We start from the raw sequence: 18,718 nt of genomic DNA, 5'->3' as shown, positions 1-18,718 counted from the left end.
ATTATAAAAAGAGCTCCACTGCTATCCCTCACGCAGCTTACTATTTCAGTTCAGCTAATGATTCTTTTAAAGCAATAATAAAAGTATCAATAGCTTCAGTTGTAATCGTCAATGGCGGAAGAATTCTCAATAAGTTTTTATTGTTGGCTCCCCCAGTGAAAATGTATTTTTCAATAATCAGTTTTTTTCTTAAAGCACTCACATCAAAGTCAAATTCAACTCCCAGCATTAGTCCTTTTCCTTTCACTTTGATAATTTCAGGAACTTGTTTGATCGCCTCCATGAAATAGTCAGATACTTTATTGGTGTTTGCTATTAAGTTTTCTTTTTCGATTACATCCAAAACTGCAATTCCTGCTGCACAAGCCAAATGACTTCCGCCAAAAGTGGTTCCCAATAAACCGTGACTTGCTTTGAATTTAGGTGAAATTAAAACCCCGCCAATCGGGAAACCATTCCCCATTCCTTTTGCAGTCGTGATAATATCGGCATTGATTCCGTGGTGCTGAAAAGCAAAAAACTTCCCGCTTCTTCCATATCCTGACTGTACTTCGTCTAAAATTAAAACTACATCATAGGCTTTACAAACTTTCTCTAATGCTTGAAAGAACTCAGCTGTACCTTGGTCTAAACCACCCACACCTTGAATTCCTTCAATAATCACAGCGCAGACATCACCTTTTTTTAGTTCTGCTTCGACCAAATCAATTTGATTCAAAGGCAAAAATGTAACAACCTGTTGCGCATTAATTGGAGCAACAATTTTTTTGTTATCCGTAACCGCAACAGCAGCAGAAGTTCTTCCGTGGAATGAATTATGAAAAGCAACGACTCTTGATTTATTAGTATGAAAAGAAGCTACTTTCAAAGCATTTTCATTGGCTTCAGCACCAGAACTGCAAAGAAATAAGCTGAAATCTGTCAAACCAGATGCTTTACCTAGTTTCTCGGCTAATTCTACTTGTAATGGATTCTGAATCGCATTCGAATAGAAATTCAAATTATCCAATTGTTCTTTTATTTTCGCAACATAATCAGGATGTGTATGTCCGATTGAAATTACTCCGTGACCAGAGTATAAATCTAAATATTCAATTCCTTTATCATCTGTAATCGTGCAGTCTAAAGCTTTTACAGGAGTAATAGGGTATAATGGGTAAACGTCAAATAAGTTCATTTTCTTTTTAGTTTTTGGTTGATTGTTGCTGGTTGTCGGTTATAGTATTTTTCAATCAACTATCAACCGACAACCATCAACTTAATTATTAAAATCCAGATGGTTTCAAATGCAGTCCTGTGGTTTCTTCCAATCCAAACATTAAATTCATGTTTTGGATGGCTTGCCCCGAAGCGCCTTTGACTAAATTATCGATCACCGAAGTGATCAAAATCCGGTTCCCTTTTTTGACTAAACTAATGATACATTTATTTGTTTGAACCACCTGTTTCATGTTGATGCCAGTTGTGGTAACGGTTACAAAAGGCTGATTTTGATAAAATGCTTCATATTTGGCAACAATATCTTCCAGACTTTCTTCGCAAGTGGTGTATAATGTTGCAAAAATTCCTCTTGGGAAATCCCCTCTGTTCGGAATGAAGAGCAGTTCGTTTTTATAATCAGCCTGCAATTGGTGCAGACTTTCTGAAATCTCGCCCAAATGTTGGTGTTCGAAAGCTTTGTAATGCGACATATTGTTGTTTCTCCAGCTAAAATGTGAGGTTTCTGAAAGGCTAACTCCAGCACCTGTGCTTCCAGTTGTAGCGTTGATATGAACGTCGCTGTTCAATAATTTGGCTTCCGCCAATGGTAATAAAGCCAATTGAATTGCGGTTGCAAAGCATCCAGGATTCGCAATAAACTGAGCGTTTTTAATCGCTGGTTTGTTTAATTCCGGTAAGCCGTAAATGAATTTTTTTCCGTCAAAAACTTCGTCTTTGTTCAATCTGAAATCATTTCCTAAATCAATAATTTTAGTATGGCTGGCAAATTGGTTTTCGGTCAAAAAGGTTTTAGATTTTCCATGTCCTAAACACAGAAATAATACGTTTACATCAGGATTTACTTTGTCGGTGAAATTCATTTCGATATCGCCAAGCAAATCGTGATGCGCTACTGAAAGCGGTTTTCCTGCATTGGTGGTGCTGTAAACAAAATCAAGTTTGGCATTTGGATGAAACATCAGTATTCTGATTAATTCTCCAGCCGTATAACCTGATCCGCCTATTATTCCAACATTAATCATAGCTTTCATTGTTTACAGATGAAAATATATTCTGTGCGTTACCTAAAATTTTAATAAATCCTTTCGCATCGTCAGATGTCCAGGCATTGTTCATTTCTCCGTATTGTCCAAAACCAGTGTTCATTAAATCATTAGCAGACTCGATTCCATCCAATGAGAAATGGTATGGTTTCAACGAAACAGTTACCGTTCCGTTTACTGTTTTTTGAGTGTCTTCAAGGAAGGTTTCGATGTTTCTCATGACAGGATCCAAAAACTGGCCTTCGTGAAAAAGCATTCCGTACCAGTTTCCTAGCTGTTCTTTCCAATATTGCTGCCATTTTCCTAGAGTGTGTTTCTCTAATAAATGGTGTGCTTTGATGATGATTAGCGGCGCAGCTGCTTCAAAACCAACTCTTCCTTTAATTCCGATAATGGTATCACCAACGTGGATATCTCTTCCAATTGCGTAAGCATTGGCTAGTTTTTCTAAAGTAACAATGTTGTTTGAAGGTTTGTCAGCAACACCATTTACAGCAACTAGTTCCCCTTTTTTGAATTCTAAAGTTACTTTCTCTTCGCCAGTTTTTTGTAATTGAGATGGGTAAGCTTCGCTAGGCAACGGCTGTCCTGAAGTTAATGTTTCTTTTCCTCCAACACTAGTTCCCCACAATCCTTTGTTGATAGAGTATTGTGCTTTTTCCCAAGAATAATGAACACCATTTTTTGCTAAATAATCAACTTCTTCCTGACGAGATAATTTCAAGTCACGGATAGGAGTAATAATTTCGATTTCAGGAGCGATGGTTTGGAAAATCAAGTCAAAACGAATTTGGTCATTTCCAGCACCAGTGCTTCCGTGTGCAATAGCAGTTGCGCCAACAGATTTGGCATATTTTATAGCTTCGATTGCCTGAAAAACTCTTTCAGCACTTACTGATAATGGGTAAGTATTATTTTTTAATACATTACCATAAATCAAATATTTGATAGCTTTGTCGTAATATTTATCAAGGATAGTCAAGTTAGCGTGTTTTGCACTTCCTAGTTCATAAGCTCTGTCTTCGATTGCTTTTAATTCAGCATCGTCAAAACCGCCAGTGTTGATCAATACAGTATGAACTTCATATCCTTTTTCATTTTTCAAATATTTAAGACAATATGATGTGTCCAATCCTCCGCTATAAGCTAATACTACTTTTTTACTTCCCATTTTATATTGTTTTGTGGAGTTTGAAAAGCTCCGATTTGATAATTATATTTTTAACTTTTGGTTTCTTTTTTTAAAAAAAGCGCTTGTTTAATTTCTTTCAAACGATTCCAGATTCTTACGTTGTATGGATGTTTTGGCGGATCTTTAGGTTTTTCCTTCGGATCGTAAAGCATTCCGGTACACAGACACATTTTGTAATCTTTACTTTTCAAGATTTCAAAGTTGGTACAGGTTTGACAGCCTTTCCAAAAACTAGGATCATTAGTCAATTCCGAAAATGGAACTGGTTTGTATCCTAAGTCCGAATTGATTTTCATTACTGCAAGACCAGTTGTGATTCCGAAAACTTTGGCTTCAGGGTATTTTTTTAGCGAATAGTCAAATACAAACGATTTGATTTTTTTGGCCAATCCCAAATTTCTGTAATCTGGATGTACAATTAAACCAGAGTGAGCTACAAACTGACCGTGCTGCCAGCTTTCGATATAGCAGAAACCGGCAAAAATCTCGTTGTTAAGTGCAATCACAGCATCACCTTTTTCCATCTTTTTTATGATGTATTCCGGCGTTCTTTTGGCAATTCCAGTACCTCTCAGCAGGGCAGACGATTCTATCGTATCGCATATTTCCTGCGCATACTTATAATGTTCTTCCTGAGTTACTACAATAGAAATATTCATTTCAAGAATTATATTTTAGGTTAAAAAATGTGCTGTAACAGAGTTTGGTCTGCTCATTTTCTGCAATGCCAAATATAAAGCAATTACAAGAAATGGCAATCCAAATAATTGAATTACAGAGAGATAAAATTTGTTTGGTGATTTCTTTTGGATGTATTAATCCAAATAAAAATGGAAATAATTTCAAAACGATAAAAATAAGAAATGAATGATATAATACGATTTCACAATGGAGGCTATAACTATAGCATCCGTACTTCGGGAGAAGTCCTAAGTGTTATTATCCGAGAGATAACTGTTTTATATGTTTCTATTTTTTTCATTGGTGCAAAAGTACGATTAATTTTTTAACAGCTGGCTGATTTTTTTGTAAAAGTCAAATTTTTAACAAATAGAATAGTTTTTGTAATAAAAAGAAAAAATAATTTAAAAAACTGTATTTCAGACTATGTTTTTTCTTTTTTGGGAAAGTTTTATTTTTTTAAAATTTTGTCACAATGAATATGGAAACTATGTTCGTTTAAAATTTGTTAGTGATATTTGGTATATTTGGAAACGAAAGAAAGAAGTTTTGATCATCAATAATATTCTGTAGGTTACTAATCGCTGATTTGGGTTTTCTAAATTTTACTGAAACAGACTAATCATTGGTGTTTTAAAAGTAAATTCGTAAAAACACCGCACATAAAAAATGGAAGATAAGAAAAGGAAAAAAAGAATACTCATTCGAAAAGTAATTAAAATCGTTTTTGTTATTGCTCTAATATTTTTTGCGCAGCATTTTTACTTTAAAAATAAAATGGTAGGAAATGAAATTGCTCCATTAGTAGCTAATTATAACAATGCTTGTCCAATGATGATCAGCGATGATATTCGTATGGAAAGCGTCAATTTGTTGCCTGATAATACGGTGCAGTATGATTTTATCTTAGTTCGTGTTCTAAAAGAAAATATTGATGTTAAAGCACTAAAAACATCGGTAGAAAAGGAAATTTTAAGCAGTTCGAAAACAAACCCAAGTCTGGAAGCTTTTAGAAGCAACAATACTACAGTGGCCTATATTTACAGAGATAATAATCAAAAAATGCTTTTTAAAGTGGTTTTGACACCTGAAATGTATTGACTTAATTTTTGTGGTATTATAAAAGAAACAGCTTCGCTAAACTTTAGTGAGGCTGTTTCTTTTTTGTGATGCATTAATCTTAAAAAAAGAGCAAAATCTCTTTTTTTTCTACAAAATTTCACATGAAATTAATCCGTCAAATATGATAAATATCAATATTTGCCCGAATTGATGTTTTTAAATTTGCCTTCTCATTGAGAAGAATAAGTTGGTTCAAGTTTTAGGATTGACTTAAATTTATTGTAAAAGAAACATCATGTTAAAAAAAGTACTGCTTTATCTACTATTTATAAGCGTATTATCTGCTTGTAATCACACTGAAAACACTAATTTATCTCCGTTGCAAAAACTTGAAGAAGGTAATAAAAGATTTGTCTCGGGAAAACCGATGCATCCTGATGAAACACTCGAAAGATTAAGAGAACTAAAAGCAGGACAGCATCCGTTTGCTGTTGTAGTGAGCTGTTCGGATTCCAGAGTGCCGGCAGAACTTGTCTTTGATCAAGGTCTAGGCGATATTTTCTCGATTAGAACTGCTGGAAATGTTATTGGGGATTACGAATTGGGAAGCATAGAGTATGCCGTAGAGCATTTAGACTGTAAATTGATTGTCGTGATGGGGCATAAAGGTTGTGGAGCGATTAAGGCTTTTATTGATTCAAAAGGGAATTATAACCACGAGGATCATATCAAAAAAATAGTGGAATATATCGAAAGTGAGAAAGAAGAAAATGAGCTTGTGAAAGAAGATAAATTATCCATCGATAATGCTGTAAATGCCAATGTGCAACATGGTGTTGAGTTTTTGAAAAAGGCTGAACCAATTTTAAAGGAAAGCTATCATCAAAAGAAAATTACAATTATTGGGGCGGTATATGATATTGAAAATGGTAAGGTAACTTTTGATTCCGAAATCAAAAAATAGTCTGTTTGTTGAAAAATAATTGAATTTTAGAATTGTCAAAATACCACATAATGAAACAGTCTTTCAAGTACTGGATATTAGTTTTGCTGCCAGTCATTTCTTTTGGACAAAAACAAATCCAAGAAACAAATCCAATCTATCAGCCTTTGATTCCAGCTTCCAAAGTATCTTTATTAAAAGACGTAGATGTTATCTTTAATACCCGTATGGCTTTTGATAATTATTTTTTGGATGGCAGTCATACGAATTCCCTTTTTTCTATGAATCAGTTACGATTGGAAGTAAAAGGAAAAATCCATGAGAAAATATTCTTTAGATTCCGTAACCGATATACCAAAACTGCCGAAACCAACACGATTGACAATGTCAACCGTTCGGTGGATATGGCTTATTTGACTTTTGATTTAGACTCGCAAACCAAACTGAGTGCTGGGAAAATGATAGGCGATTGGGGCGGTTATGAACTGCTGATGAATCCAATAGAGATTTTATCTTATAATACGATTAATAATTACAATGAAAATTTTTTGGTAGGAGCTTCACTTTCTTATGCGTTAGATGATCATAAAAATAAGTTCAATTTTCAGCTGCTTAATTCCAGGACCAAAACGTTTCAGGATCAATATGGAACTACAGCACCTCCCGGAATTACTGCGACAGAAACACCTTTGGCAGCAGTAGGGAATTGGAAAGGCAGTTTTTTTGAAGGAAAATTAGAGACAACCTACAGTTACAGTCATTTTATAGATGCTGACAACGCTGGTAGAAATTTTATTTCTCTTGGGAATAAATACAAAAATAATAAATTAGTCCTGTATTATGATTTCCAATATAGCAAAGAGGATTTGGATCAAAAATGCGTGGTTACTAATATTATAAAAAGTAAATATCCTTATGCAGCAGAAAAAGTTTCTTATGTTGAAAACTGGATCAGAGCAGAGTATATGGTGCGTCCAAAACTGAATCTGCTGCTTACATTAATGAATGATAATGCGTATTGGAAAGGTACTTCCAATTCAAGTGAAAATAATCTTATGGTGACTACGTATGGTATTATTCCAACAGTTGAATACTCTCCATTTTCGGATATAAACATAAAGTTTTACGCAGGTTATGTTGCGAAAAGAAACAATTATTCTGCTTATGCGCAAGATAATTTTGGAGTAAAAAACGGATCAACAGGACAGCTTAGTTTTGGTATAATTGCGCCGCTGCTGATTCTGTGATTAAAAAAAAACTTTATCGGTATAAATAAGAAAAAGCAACTCGTATCTGGAGTTCCTTTTTCTTTGTAATTCAACGGTTTATTTTTTAAACGGATTCTCAGTAATAACCCCATTGATTTTAGCTTTTAAATTTTCGCCAGTATCATAAATCATCTGTTCACTGGTTGGGAAAGGTATGGCTTTGTTATAAAAATTTTGGCTGTAACCATCATCAGCGGCACGAGTATCACCTTTGTACGATGCATAAATATTTTCAAAAACAAATTCACTGCTTATTGGGAATGATCCTAGCGATTGTTTGGTTTTACTGTTAAAGTAATCCACTTTGGCTGTTATCTGGCACGATTTGAATTGTCTGACTTCGTTTATTTTTACAAATGCAGTGATCATGTTGTCGATCATTATTGGTTTTCCATCCTTGTCCAAAGCAATTTTTCCATTGGCATCAAGCTGCTTTCTTTTTCCATTAACGACCTGACGCTCTTTTGTAAATTCTCTTTCTTTTATTTGTTCAGGTGAAATTAAGATTGATCTGAAGTTTATAACCATGCGGTAATCATAAGTGAAGTCTTTTTGTTTTTCACTATGATAAATCGTCCATTTATCATTTAGGTTATAGCTTTTGAAATCCAATAAATCATCCTGCAGCTGAGCAGGAATAATCATGCCGGTTTCATTTAGAGTGTTTACAATTACATAATCAGTTCCTTTAGACTGAGCTTCATCCATCATGTCTGCAATATCCTTGTAGTTATGATTTATTTTGTCTAAATGGATTAAATCATCATAAACTCTGCGGTAATTCATTTTGTTTTTAGTCAGCATCAAAGCTTTTGCATTAGTGTACAAGTGATTAGATAAAGCTTTTTTGCTGTTAATGATTTGGCTAGTATAATCATCGAATGGGAAAATGGCATTTCGTCCTTCTTTGATTAACTTTAGCGGAAGCAATGGTTTTATTCTCTCTTGACGGTCATTTAAAGCCAAATAAGTATTGTAGATTTTCTCTAAATCGTTTGGATTATTTTCTTTGCTTAAAAAACTGACAGTGTTTAAATCTCTCTCTTTAGCTTTGGCGAAAGCCTCTTCGAGCAAATAGATATACTCTTGCTTGCTTTTTTTGTCTTTATTAGTTCGTAAATTAGAAATGGCAATATCAATTGCAGTATCATAATTTCCAGAAGTTACATTATTTTGAGTTTGTTTTACTCCACAGGAGGTTAGCAGAATAAAAAATGTAATTATATAAGTAATTTTTTTCATTGAATGGGGGTAATGAATTGTTTGAATCCTTTAGGCTCTAAAATAAATTGTTGCAAACTTACTATTCCTTAAAGTATTCTGGTCAAAATATTTCAAAAAAAAACCGACAATTAAACAATTGCCGGTCTGTATAAAATAAGTTTGTTTATTGTCTTACAAATGGAGGTAGTAATTTACTTGAACACTCGCCAAAACCAATTCGAACCTGACCGTTTTGACTGTATCCTTTCATGATTACAGTGTCACCGTCATTAATGAATTTACGCTGAGAGCCGTCATTTAGTGTTATTGGATTTTTTCCGCCCCATGATAATTCAAGCATGGAACCGTAGCTGTCCGGAGTTGATCCCGAAATAGTTCCCGATCCCATCATATCGCCTGAATTAACACGGCATCCATTAGAGGTATGATGTGCTAACTGCTGGCTCATACTCCAATACATATATTTAAAGTTGGTTCTGGAAACAACCGTAGGCTCTGCATTTTCGGGAGCAATGGCCACTTCGAGATTAATATCGAATGTATGTTTTCCTTTTTGCTGTAAATAAGGGAAAGGTGTTGGTTCCTGCTTTGGACCTTTAGTTTTAAAAGGTTCCAAGGCATCCATTGTAATAATCCAAGGAGAGATAGAAGTGGCAAAGTTTTTCGCTAAAAATGGTCCTAACGGTACGTATTCCCATTTTTGGATATCGCGTGCGCTCCAGTCATTCATTAAAACCATTCCGAAAATATAATCTTCGGTTTCGGCAATGGGAATAGTTTCTCCCATGATATTGCAGTCGGTCGTGATGAAAGCAGTTTCCAATTCGAAATCAACTGATCGTGAAGGTCCAAAAACAGGTGAAGTCTCGCCGTTTGGCAGAATCTGTCCCATCGGTCTGTGAACAGGAATTCCAGACGGAATAATAGAAGAACTTCTTCCGTGGTATCCTACAGGAACGTGAAGCCAGTTTGGCAGTAAAGCATTTTCGGGATCACGAAACATTTTGCCTACATTGGTTGCATGTTCTCTGCTCGAATAAAAATCGGTGTAATCGCCAATCAGTACAGGAAGCTGCATTTCTACATCTTCCATCTTGAAAATAACGATGTCTTTATGTTTGGTATTGTCTCTTAATTCAGGATTTGTGGCATCAAAAATTTCTGCAATTCTGTTTCGGACCAAACGCCATGTTTTCTGCCCGTCGGAAATGAAATCATTCAAAGTATCCTGCATGAACATATCATCTGTCAATTCAATTCCTTCGAAGTAATTTAACTGCTGTAAAGCACCTAAGTCGATTGCAAAATCACCAATTCTAGAGCCTACTGTCACAATGTTTTCCTTGGTAAGAAAAACTCCAAACGGAATATTTTGGATAGGGAAGTCGCTGTCGGGCTGTACCTCTAACCATGATTTTCTACTAGTGTCGTTGGCTGTTATTGGCATGATAATGGTATTGTTTTGTTGAAAATTACTTGTCAAATATATTATAATCTAATTGTTTACCAAACGTTTTTTTGTATTTTTGCGTCAAATTAACGAAAATCAAAGAAATGCAACGCGACAAACAAATTTTTGACCTTATTTTAGAAGAACAAGACAGACAGATTCACGGGCTAGAACTTATTGCTTCAGAGAATTTTGTAAGTGACGAAGTAATAGAAGCAGCTGGTTCTATTTTAACAAATAAATATGCTGAAGGCTATCCTGGTAAAAGATATTACGGAGGCTGCGAAGTAGTTGATGTTGTAGAGCAGATTGCTATCGACAGAGCCAAAGAATTGTTTGGTGCTGCATATGCAAACGTTCAGCCACACTCTGGTTCTCAGGCTAATGCTTCTGTATACCACGCTTGTTTACAGCCAGGTGATAAAATATTAGGATTCGATTTGTCTCACGGTGGTCACTTGACTCACGGTTCTCCTGTTAACTTTTCAGGACGTGTTTATAACCCAGTTTTCTATGGTGTAGATAAAGAAACGGGAAGATTAGATTATGATAAAATTCAAGAAATAGCTACTAAAGAACAGCCAAAAATAATCGTTGCGGGTGCTTCGGCATATTCTCGTGATATGGATTTTGAACGTTTTAGAGTAATAGCTGATAGCGTTGGAGCAATTTTGATGGCTGATATTTCTCATCCAGCTGGGCTTATCGCAAAAGGGCTGATGAATGACCCAATTCCTCACTGTCATATTGTAACAACTACAACTCACAAAACTTTACGTGGACCAAGAGGTGGTTTGATTTTAATGGGGAAAGATTTTGAAAATCCATGGGGATTGAAAACTCCAAAAGGTGAAATCAGAATGATGTCTTCTTTGTTAGACTTAGCTGTTTTCCCTGGAAATCAAGGAGGACCTTTAATGCATATCATTGCAGCAAAAGCAGTAGCTTTTGGAGAGGCTTTACAAGATGAGTTCTTTACGTATGCTTTGCAATTGCAAAAAAATGCAAACGCAATGGCTGATGCTTTTGTAAAAAGAGGATACAATATCATTTCTGGAGGGACAGACAATCACATGATGCTGATTGACCTTAGAAACAAAAATATTTCTGGAAAAGATGCTGAAAATGCATTGGTAAAAGCAGAAATCACTGTAAATAAAAACATGGTTCCATTTGATGATAAATCACCATTTGTAACTTCAGGTATCCGTGTGGGAACTGCAGCAGTTACAACTCGTGGTCTTGTGGAAGAAGATATGGAAACTATTGTTGATTTAATCGACAGAGTTTTATCTGACCATACAAACGAAGATGTTATCGAAGCGGTAGCAAGCGAAGTTGACGAAATGATGAGCGAAAGAGCAATCTTCGTATTCTAACCTAGGTCATAAAGTTTTAAAGTCGAAAGTCGAAAGTCTTGGATTTGAATTTAATATTCTGTCTTGGTTTTGACTTTCGACTTTTGTTTTTTTATGACTTTATGATTTTCTAATTTTCGACTTTAAGACTTTAAAAACTTTAAGACTTTAAAAAAATGGGCGTATTACGATTACAGCTGCCAACCGACCCAAGATGGGTTAATATTGTAGAAAAAAATATAGAAGAGATTCTTACTGATCATGCTTGGTGCGAGCAGAAAGCGGCTACCAATGCCATTACGATAATTACCAATAATTCGGAGCATCAGGATTTGGTAAAAGATTTATTGGCTTTGGCCAAAGAAGAAATCGATCATTTTGAGCAGGTGCACAATATCATTATCAAGCGCGGACTGAAATTAGGCCGTGAGCGCAAAGACGATTATGTAAATGAATTGTACTTGTACATGAAAAAAAGCGGTGACGGAAGCCGAGTTTCGGGTCTTGTAGAAAGATTGTTGTTTTCGGCTATGATTGAAGCCAGAAGCTGTGAGCGTTTCAAAGTTTTGTCTGAAAATATTAAAGACGAAGAACTAGCTGTTTTTTATAGAGAACTGATGGAAAGTGAGGCGGGACATTATACAACATTTATAACCTATGCTCGGAAATACGGAGTTGGAATTGATGTTGAAAAACGCTGGAGAGAATGGCTTGCTTATGAAGAATCTATTATTGCGAATTACGGAAAAGGAGAAACTATTCACGGATAGGTTTTTTAGTTTAAAGGTTTAAAAGTTTAAGGTTTAGCTTTTGCAAAAAGGAATTCAAAAGTTTAAAATTTAAACAACATTAAACTTTAAATAAATTTAAACCTCTAGATTTTGTTGATAAATGGGTAATTAGTTTTTGTCCGTTTTTACCGAGTCAGCTTTCAAAATGGCTATATTTGAGAGTAACCAAAATCTATAGCCATGAGAATAGAAACTGACTTAAAATTAGGATTTAAAGACGTCATGATCAGACCCAAAAGATCTACTTTGAAAAGCAGGTCGGAAGTCTCGCTGGAACGGAATTTTAATTTTTTGCACAGTACAGGTTCGTGGACAGGAATTCCAATTATGGCAGCAAATATGGATACTGTCGGGACTTTCGAAATGGCGGCAGTTTTGGCCAAAGAAAAGCTGTTCACAGCCATTCATAAACACTATACTCCGCAGGAGTGGAATGATTTTCTGCAGAAAGTTTCGCCGGATTTCTATAAATATATTGCGATAAGCACAGGAACCGGAAAAGAAGATTCAGTAAAAATTGCAGCTGTTATAAAGGCAAATCCGCTGCTTCGATTTATCTGCATTGATGTAGCAAATGGCTATTCGGAACACTTTGTTCAGTTTTTAAAACAAACCCGAAAACAATATCCCGATAAAGTTATTATTGCCGGCAATGTGGTCACAGGCGAAATGGTCGAAGAACTATTGATAGCCGGTGCCGATATTGTAAAAGTCGGAATCGGTCCCGGTTCAGTATGTACAACCCGTGTAAAAACAGGTGTCGGATATCCGCAGCTTTCGGCAATTATTGAATGTGCCGATGCGGCACACGGTTTGGGCGGACATATCATCAGCGATGGAGGCTGTGCAATTCCAGGCGATGTTGCCAAAGCTTTTGGCGCAGGCTCTGATTTTGTGATGCTGGGAGGAATGCTGGCCGGACATGAAGAAAGTGGAGGCGAACTAATTGAAATCAGCGGACAAAAATTCAAACAATTTTATGGCATGAGTTCTGCAACCGCAATGGATAAACACGTTGGAGGTGTTGCCGAATACAGAGCAAGCGAAGGAAAAACAGTTCAGGTGCCTTTTAAAGGTAAAGTTATAAATACACTGCTGGATATTTTGGGAGGTCTGCGAAGCACTTGTACTTATGTAGGCGCTTCACGGCTGAAAGAACTTACCAAACGAACCACGTTTATACGGGTAAGTGAACAGGAAAATCAAGTTTTTACCAATTAATTTATAGAATACTTTTTTACTAAGTATCAGTACAAAATATGTTGTCGCTTTGTCAATTTGTAAAATAGTTTTATTTTCTCTTCTATTAAAGATTTTTTTCTATTTAGAGACTTTTGACTTTACGACATTTAAACTTTCGACTTATTAAATATGATTACAATTTCAGAAGCTGTAAACAGCGATATAAAAACAATTCAGGATATTGTTTATAAAACTTGGCCAATAACGTATGGCGAAATTCTATCTCAAGAACAAGTACAATACATGATGGATTTGTTTTATTCTGATGAAGCTTTAACAGCTCAATTTAATGAAAAACAACAGTTGTTTTATTTAATTACCGAAGAAGAAACTGTTTTGGGATTTATCGGAATTGAGCATAATTATCAGAACGAGAATAAAACGAAAATCCACAAAATTTATATTCTGCCCGAAACGCAGGGCAAAGGAATAGGCAGAATTGCTATTGAAGCTGTCGAAAAACGGGCTTTAGAAAATAATTCGGATTCCCTTTTACTGAACGTAAACCGGTTCAATAAAGCATTGCATTTCTACCAGAAAATTGGTTTTGAAATTTTTGATGAAGTCAATATCGAAATCGGAAATGGTTATCTCATGGAAGATTTTGTGATGATTAAAAAACTCTAATTTGCTTTTTTGTCTGATTCAAGACGAATCTGACCCAATTCAAAAAACCCAGATTTCTTAGCAATAGTGCATTTACATTTGCTTCATAAAAATGTATTATTCACTAAAAAATCAAAATTATGAAATATTTTATTTACTTATTACTATTTGTTTCTTCGTTAAGTATCGCGCAATCAAAAAGGACAACAGGAAAACCCGCTGCTAATAGTTATTTTGTTCTGGACAAAACAACTGTTAGATTTGAAAATAATTTCTTTTCGAATTATTATTTTACGGATTCTGATAAAAAACATAAAAATGGTTTTTATTGGAATTTGTCCGATGGAGAGTATTTTAGTGATTTATTAGGAAAAAAAATCAATATTAAAATAACAGTCTCAAACGAATACAATAACCAATTTATGGTTGGAAGTATTTTCATTGATAATCTCAAAGCAAATAAAGATTTATATAAAATAGAAAACTTGGAAATACAGGTTTTAAAAAATAATAAAATCCTAAAAGATTGGACTTTAGTCACACAAACAAAAAAATTTAGTGACAGTGTTTTTTCTCCCTTTGGTACCAATGGACATATTGAAAATGGTTATATTCCTTACACGGACTCATTGATAAACGGAGATAAACTTGTAGTTCTAATTAGAAAAAAAGGACAAAAGAGTTTTTTAAAATGGAATTTTGAAAAGAAAGAAGGGACTAAAAAGCCTTTTGTTATAATTGAAAAGGCAGAAGGCTTTAAAAATCGAACAAGTCTTGAAAATTTCATGAAAGTGACATTAGACCAATTTCAGAATGATAGCACTTTTGATGACACAAATTTGTATGATGATTGGCCTGAAGATTTTCCACAACGAGTTATAGGAAATAGAAGTCGACATTATAAAAACGAAAAATTTTGTTTGGTTTTCAGAAAACCAAATAGAAAAAAAAGAACTTATGATAGTTTTGAATATCGTATCAATGTGAATTCAGAAGTTGGGGAATGGACAAAATCGAATGGTATTATTTTCATTGAATCGAAAGAACCAGGAACTCAATATAAACTAGAAGTTCGTTACAAAGACGACCCTAAGCATATTGCCGTTTATAGATATTATACAGCTCCTGCTTGGTATCAAGCGCTATGGTTTAAAATTGTTGTTGGAATGTTTTCTTTGTTGATTTTTTCACTTGTTTATATCTTTTGGATGAAAAAAGTGTCCAAAAGAAAGCAATTGGAACAAAAATCAAAAATCAAAATGCTGTATGCGCAGCTTAACCCGCATTTTGTATTCAATGCTTTAGGATCTATTCAAGGTTTGCTTAATGATAATCAGATAGAAAAAGCCAATCAATATTTGGCTGGTTTTGGTTCATTGCTTAGAAGCACACTTACTTCAAGTGAAAAGGAAACACAAAGCCTCGAAACCGAAATAAAAACCATCAAAAATTATATTGAGTTAGAACAGCTGCGAAGTCCTTTTTCGTTTCGTTTGACAATTGATGAAAAGATCAATGTTTACGAAACGCAGACACTTCCACTTTTGATTCAGCCTTTGATAGAAAATGCAATAAAACATGGAATATCTAATAAAGAAAATGCTGAAATTATACTCACTGTTTCAAAAAAACAAGATGATTTACTATTTGAATTAGCAGATAACGGAAAAGGATTTGATACATTAGCGGAGCAGAAAGGTTTTGGCTTAAAACTGGTTAAAGACAGAATTACGTTATTTAATCAATCTTCAAAAAAGATGAAAATTGAGATGAGAATACAAAGTGATTTATCAGGAACCCAAGTTTCTGTTTTTTATAAAAACTGGCTTAAAAATGATTAAAGCAATAATCATCGACGACGAACAAAACAATATTATCAATCTGCAGCGGTTGCTGGAAAAATACTGTCCGGAAGTTATTGTTACAGGCTCGTCGACGAATCCTAATGAGGGAATAGAATTAATTAAAAGCAGTCAGCCCGATTTGGTTTTTTTGGATATTCAAATGCCTGAAAAGGATGGTTTTCAGGTTTTGCAGGAACTTAATTTGTATGATTTTGAAGTAATATTTGTGACCGCTTTCAGCCAATATGGAATCCAGGCGATTAAATTTTCTGCGATTGATTATCTTTTGAAACCAATCGATATTGAAGAGCTAAAAAAAGCAGTTGCAAAAACAAGCGAAAGGCTGAAACATAAAAATCAAAATCTGCAGCTCCAAAATTTACTGCATCACCTGAAAGAAAGTAATAATAGTTCCGATCATCGGATTGCTATTTCGTCCCTCAAAGAAACCCGTTTTGTATATGTTAAAAATATAGTCCGCTGCGAAAGCGAAAACAGTTATACATTATTTTATACTGATGAAGGCGAAACGATAATTTCTACGGTACCCCTTTATGAATACGATGAAATGCTTAGTGTTTACGGGTTTATTCGCTGTCATCAATCGCATTTGGTAAATAAAAAGCATGTAAAAAGTCTGCTCAAAGAAGATAATTATACGTTGCTGCTTTATGATCAGATTAGAATTCCTGTTTCCCGAAATAAGAAAGATTTGGTCAAAAAAGCCTTGATTTAAATCTAATTTTATCTAATAAATTTAGGATTGAATAGGGTCGGGAGTATATTGTGGGAAACGATTTTAAATTTTAGTAGGAATAATGTATTTTAGGATTATTTTTTATTAGAATAATGTAATTTTATTTTTGGTTTTTGAGAAATTACTATTAGTTAAGGTTTTATATTAAAAATAGATTTACAATACTATAAATCAATAACTAATAACCAAAAATGAAGCCACAAACTATCTTTAAAAACTGCTATTTTCTTTTACTTGGGATTTTTATAATTTCCTGTTCAAAAAGCAGTGATGACGGTGATCCGGTAACTACTACACCACCAGTAACAGAACCTGAGATTGTAAAACCTATAGATCCTGGCGTTGCCAGTACTGTTGGTTTTTTTCTTGATCATTGGCAGGCTAAAACGTATGTAACTCCAGCTTATACAGAAGCAGCTATACCTTCTTCAGCATCTGTAACAGTAACTATTGATGCATCAAAAATAATTGCGAAAGTTCCGATTTCAATTTTTGGACAAAATGCAAATAATTGGTCAGGAAAATTAAATGTGTCAAGTTTTGTAACTGATATGACAAATTTAGAACCGCATATAGTGCGATTGCCGGGAGGAAGCGGCAGTGATTGTTATTTTTGGAATGCTGTAGATGATAAATCTCCTGGAATTCCAGATGGTTATATTGATAAGGATGGGAAAAAACAAGGATTTACATTTGGTAAAACAAATGAAAATTGGAGACCTACCATTGATGATTATTATACAATGCTATCTAACACAAATACCAAAGGGATTATTACCTGTAATTATGGTTATGCTAGATATGGAACTGGGAAAGATCCTGTTATGGATGCCGCTAAATTGGCTGCAGATTGGGTAACTTATGATAATGGCCGTACTGAATATTGGGAAATTGGTAATGAAAACTATGCCGATTGGGAAGCGGGATATCGTATTGATGTTTCAAGAAATCAAGACGGACAGCCAGAACTTTTGACAGGAAAACTTTATGCGCAGCATTTTAAGGTATTTGCAAGAGAAATGCGCAAAGCGGCAAAAGCAATTGGAAAAGAAATTAAAATTGGAGCTGTAATGCAGGAATCTCCAACTCAGTCCTATCAAGTTGAAAATACCAAAACATGGAATGCCAAGATGCTGCCTGAAATTAATTCGAATGCCGAAACAGCTCCTGATTATTATATTGTTCATAATTATATAACACCTTATAACGAAAATTCTACTGCTGCTACCGTAATTAAGGCAGCATCAACAGTTCCTTCAGAAATGATGTCGTTTGTTAGTAATGAATTGAAAATTAATGGCGCTGTTTCAAAACCTTTTGCATTTACAGAATGGAATATGTGGGCAAAGGATCAAAAACAGCAGGTTTCAAATGTGAGCGGTCTTTTTGCAGTAATTGTTCAGGCTGAAGCGATAAAAAATAATTATGGTTTAGCAGCAAGATGGGATTTGGCAAACGGCTGGGATAATGGTAATGATCATGGATTATTTAGCAGAGGTGAACCAGGAATAGATGATTGGACACCGAGACCTTCTTTTTATCATATGTATTTCTTTCAAAAATATTTGGGAGATAAGTTAGTTCCGACTACTGTTGCAGGAAATCAGGATATTAAGGCGTATGGTTCAATATATGATTCTGGCCAGTCCAATGTTACTTTAATCAATGCTTCTGCAACGGCTCAGAATGTAGAAATTAAAACTAAGAATATTTCAGTTGGATCTCGTTTTTACTGGTATACATTATCCGGCGAAAATGATAATGGAGAATTCTCAAGAAAAGTAAAAGTCAACGATCAGGGAACAGCTAATATTGCTGGAGGACCAAAAGATTATAAAACGATAAAGGCAAGATCGGCAGCCACGGATAAAGGTATAAAAGTTATTGTTCCTGCATGGTCAAGTGTTTATTTAATCATTGATAAAAAATAAGTTTTGTATTTGCATAAGTCCAAATAATAATTGAAAACCGAAGCCAACAAAGCTTCGGTTTTTTTATGCGCTATTATCTCGAAAACAATTCTGTAGCAAATCCTG

The 18,718-nt window shown here is 34.7% G+C and carries 17 protein-coding genes; 11 read left to right on the top strand and 6 right to left on the bottom strand.

The genetic code is table 11. The features are described 5' to 3' along the window. Positions 1-40: 40 nt before the first annotated feature. From C8P67_RS02865 to C8P67_RS02850, 4 genes are all read right to left on the bottom strand, one after another. Positions 41-1,177 (bottom strand): aspartate aminotransferase family protein, encoded by a 1,137-nt coding sequence (locus C8P67_RS02865; RefSeq protein ID WP_115810225.1) that lies wholly within the window; start codon positions 1,175-1,177, stop codon positions 41-43. A gap of 88 nt (positions 1,178-1,265) precedes the next feature. Next, positions 1,266-2,243 (bottom strand): N-acetyl-gamma-glutamyl-phosphate reductase, encoded by a 978-nt coding sequence (gene argC / locus C8P67_RS02860; RefSeq protein ID WP_115811018.1) that lies wholly within the window; start codon positions 2,241-2,243, stop codon positions 1,266-1,268. After that, the gene (locus tag C8P67_RS02855; protein ID WP_115810223.1) at positions 2,236-3,435 is read right to left on the bottom strand and encodes an argininosuccinate synthase; all 1,200 of its coding nucleotides are present in this window, start codon (positions 3,433-3,435) and stop codon (positions 2,236-2,238) included. The genes argC and C8P67_RS02855 overlap by 8 nt, the downstream gene beginning before the upstream one ends. Positions 3,436-3,485: 50 nt before the next feature. After that, the gene (locus C8P67_RS02850) at positions 3,486-4,115 is read right to left on the bottom strand and encodes a GNAT family N-acetyltransferase (RefSeq protein WP_115810221.1); all 630 of its coding nucleotides are present in this window, start codon (positions 4,113-4,115) and stop codon (positions 3,486-3,488) included. 204 nt (positions 4,116-4,319) lie between these two features. On the opposite strand from C8P67_RS02850, the gene C8P67_RS22040 reads away from it, so the two are divergent. The 4 genes from C8P67_RS22040 to C8P67_RS02835 all read left to right on the top strand — a co-directional run bounded on the left by C8P67_RS22040 (position 4,320) and on the right by C8P67_RS02835 (position 7,389). Continuing rightward, positions 4,320-4,466, top strand: coding sequence for a hypothetical protein (locus tag C8P67_RS22040; protein ID WP_170141399.1), 147 nt, complete (start codon positions 4,320-4,322; stop codon positions 4,464-4,466). A gap of 340 nt (positions 4,467-4,806) precedes the next feature. Continuing rightward, entirely contained in the window at positions 4,807-5,238 is a 432-nt protein-coding gene (locus C8P67_RS02845) for a hypothetical protein (protein WP_115810219.1), read from the top strand. Positions 5,239-5,494: 256 nt separating this feature from the next. Beyond that, positions 5,495-6,163 carry a carbonic anhydrase gene (locus C8P67_RS02840; RefSeq protein ID WP_115810217.1) on the top strand — a complete coding sequence of 223 codons (669 nt, stop codon included), beginning with the start codon at positions 5,495-5,497 and terminating at the stop codon, positions 6,161-6,163. Positions 6,164-6,213: 50 nt separating this feature from the next. Continuing rightward, positions 6,214-7,389: a porin gene (locus C8P67_RS02835; RefSeq protein ID WP_115810215.1), complete on the top strand. Its 1,176-nt coding sequence runs from the start codon at positions 6,214-6,216 to the stop codon at positions 7,387-7,389. 78 nt (positions 7,390-7,467) lie between these two features. On the opposite strand, the gene C8P67_RS02830 is transcribed toward C8P67_RS02835, so the two are convergent. Together C8P67_RS02830 and fahA are read right to left on the bottom strand one after the other, a co-directional pair. Further along, positions 7,468-8,652, bottom strand: coding sequence for a hypothetical protein (locus tag C8P67_RS02830; protein WP_115810213.1), 1,185 nt, complete (start codon positions 8,650-8,652; stop codon positions 7,468-7,470). Between the two features lie 145 nt (positions 8,653-8,797). Next, entirely contained in the window at positions 8,798-10,081 is a 1,284-nt protein-coding gene (fahA, locus tag C8P67_RS02825; protein WP_115810211.1) for a fumarylacetoacetase, read from the bottom strand. Positions 10,082-10,188: 107 nt separating this feature from the next. Between fahA and glyA the strand changes: the two genes are divergently transcribed. The 7 genes from glyA (at position 10,189) to C8P67_RS02790 (ending at position 18,613) form a co-directional block, all read left to right on the top strand. Next, positions 10,189-11,463 (top strand): serine hydroxymethyltransferase, encoded by a 1,275-nt coding sequence (gene glyA / locus C8P67_RS02820; RefSeq protein WP_115810209.1) that lies wholly within the window; start codon positions 10,189-10,191, stop codon positions 11,461-11,463. Positions 11,464-11,618: 155 nt separating this feature from the next. Then, a complete protein-coding gene (gene miaE, locus C8P67_RS02815; protein WP_100430265.1) occupies positions 11,619-12,212 on the top strand; it encodes a tRNA-(ms[2]io[6]A)-hydroxylase in 594 nt (197 codons plus the stop codon). A 201-nt stretch (positions 12,213-12,413) separates the two neighbouring features. Continuing rightward, complete coding sequence (locus C8P67_RS02810; RefSeq protein WP_115810207.1) at positions 12,414-13,454, top strand: GMP reductase; 1,041 nt, start codon at positions 12,414-12,416, stop codon at positions 13,452-13,454. 150 nt (positions 13,455-13,604) lie between these two features. Next, complete coding sequence (locus tag C8P67_RS02805) at positions 13,605-14,102, top strand: GNAT family N-acetyltransferase (protein WP_115810205.1); 498 nt, start codon at positions 13,605-13,607, stop codon at positions 14,100-14,102. 119 nt (positions 14,103-14,221) lie between these two features. Next, positions 14,222-15,922 carry a sensor histidine kinase gene (locus C8P67_RS02800; protein ID WP_115810203.1) on the top strand — a complete coding sequence of 567 codons (1,701 nt, stop codon included), beginning with the start codon at positions 14,222-14,224 and terminating at the stop codon, positions 15,920-15,922. Further along, positions 15,915-16,661: a LytR/AlgR family response regulator transcription factor gene (locus C8P67_RS02795; protein ID WP_115810201.1), complete on the top strand. Its 747-nt coding sequence runs from the start codon at positions 15,915-15,917 to the stop codon at positions 16,659-16,661. The genes C8P67_RS02800 and C8P67_RS02795 overlap by 8 nt, the downstream gene beginning before the upstream one ends. Positions 16,662-16,873: 212 nt before the next feature. Further along, positions 16,874-18,613 carry an alpha-L-arabinofuranosidase gene (locus tag C8P67_RS02790; RefSeq protein ID WP_115810199.1) on the top strand — a complete coding sequence of 580 codons (1,740 nt, stop codon included), beginning with the start codon at positions 16,874-16,876 and terminating at the stop codon, positions 18,611-18,613. The last annotated feature ends 105 nt before the right edge of the window (positions 18,614-18,718 follow it).

Origin of the sequence: Flavobacterium aquicola (assembly GCF_003385115.1) — a bacterium.
GTDB classification, from domain to species: Bacteria; Bacteroidota; Bacteroidia; order Flavobacteriales; family Flavobacteriaceae; genus Flavobacterium; species Flavobacterium aquicola.
This window is presented reverse-complemented; position numbering and strand designations above follow the sequence as displayed.

Coding starts and splice junctions, on each gene's coding strand:
- C8P67_RS02865 (WP_115810225.1), bottom strand. CDS start 1,177: ATGAACTTATTTGACGTTTACCCATTATACCCTATTACTCCTGTAAAA.
- argC (WP_115811018.1), bottom strand. CDS start 2,243: ATGATTAATGTTGGAATAATAGGCGGATCAGGTTATACGGCTGGAGAA.
- C8P67_RS02855 (WP_115810223.1), bottom strand. CDS start 3,435: ATGGGAAGTAAAAAAGTAGTATTAGCTTATAGCGGAGGATTGGACACA.
- C8P67_RS02850 (WP_115810221.1), bottom strand. CDS start 4,115: ATGAATATTTCTATTGTAGTAACTCAGGAAGAACATTATAAGTATGCG.
- C8P67_RS22040 (WP_170141399.1), top strand. CDS start 4,320: ATGAATGATATAATACGATTTCACAATGGAGGCTATAACTATAGCATC.
- C8P67_RS02845 (WP_115810219.1), top strand. CDS start 4,807: ATGGAAGATAAGAAAAGGAAAAAAAGAATACTCATTCGAAAAGTAATT.
- C8P67_RS02840 (WP_115810217.1), top strand. CDS start 5,495: ATGTTAAAAAAAGTACTGCTTTATCTACTATTTATAAGCGTATTATCT.
- C8P67_RS02835 (WP_115810215.1), top strand. CDS start 6,214: ATGAAACAGTCTTTCAAGTACTGGATATTAGTTTTGCTGCCAGTCATT.
- C8P67_RS02830 (WP_115810213.1), bottom strand. CDS start 8,652: ATGAAAAAAATTACTTATATAATTACATTTTTTATTCTGCTAACCTCC.
- fahA (WP_115810211.1), bottom strand. CDS start 10,081: ATGCCAATAACAGCCAACGACACTAGTAGAAAATCATGGTTAGAGGTA.
- glyA (WP_115810209.1), top strand. CDS start 10,189: ATGCAACGCGACAAACAAATTTTTGACCTTATTTTAGAAGAACAAGAC.
- miaE (WP_100430265.1), top strand. CDS start 11,619: ATGGGCGTATTACGATTACAGCTGCCAACCGACCCAAGATGGGTTAAT.
- C8P67_RS02810 (WP_115810207.1), top strand. CDS start 12,414: ATGAGAATAGAAACTGACTTAAAATTAGGATTTAAAGACGTCATGATC.
- C8P67_RS02805 (WP_115810205.1), top strand. CDS start 13,605: ATGATTACAATTTCAGAAGCTGTAAACAGCGATATAAAAACAATTCAG.
- C8P67_RS02800 (WP_115810203.1), top strand. CDS start 14,222: ATGAAATATTTTATTTACTTATTACTATTTGTTTCTTCGTTAAGTATC.
- C8P67_RS02795 (WP_115810201.1), top strand. CDS start 15,915: ATGATTAAAGCAATAATCATCGACGACGAACAAAACAATATTATCAAT.
- C8P67_RS02790 (WP_115810199.1), top strand. CDS start 16,874: ATGAAGCCACAAACTATCTTTAAAAACTGCTATTTTCTTTTACTTGGG.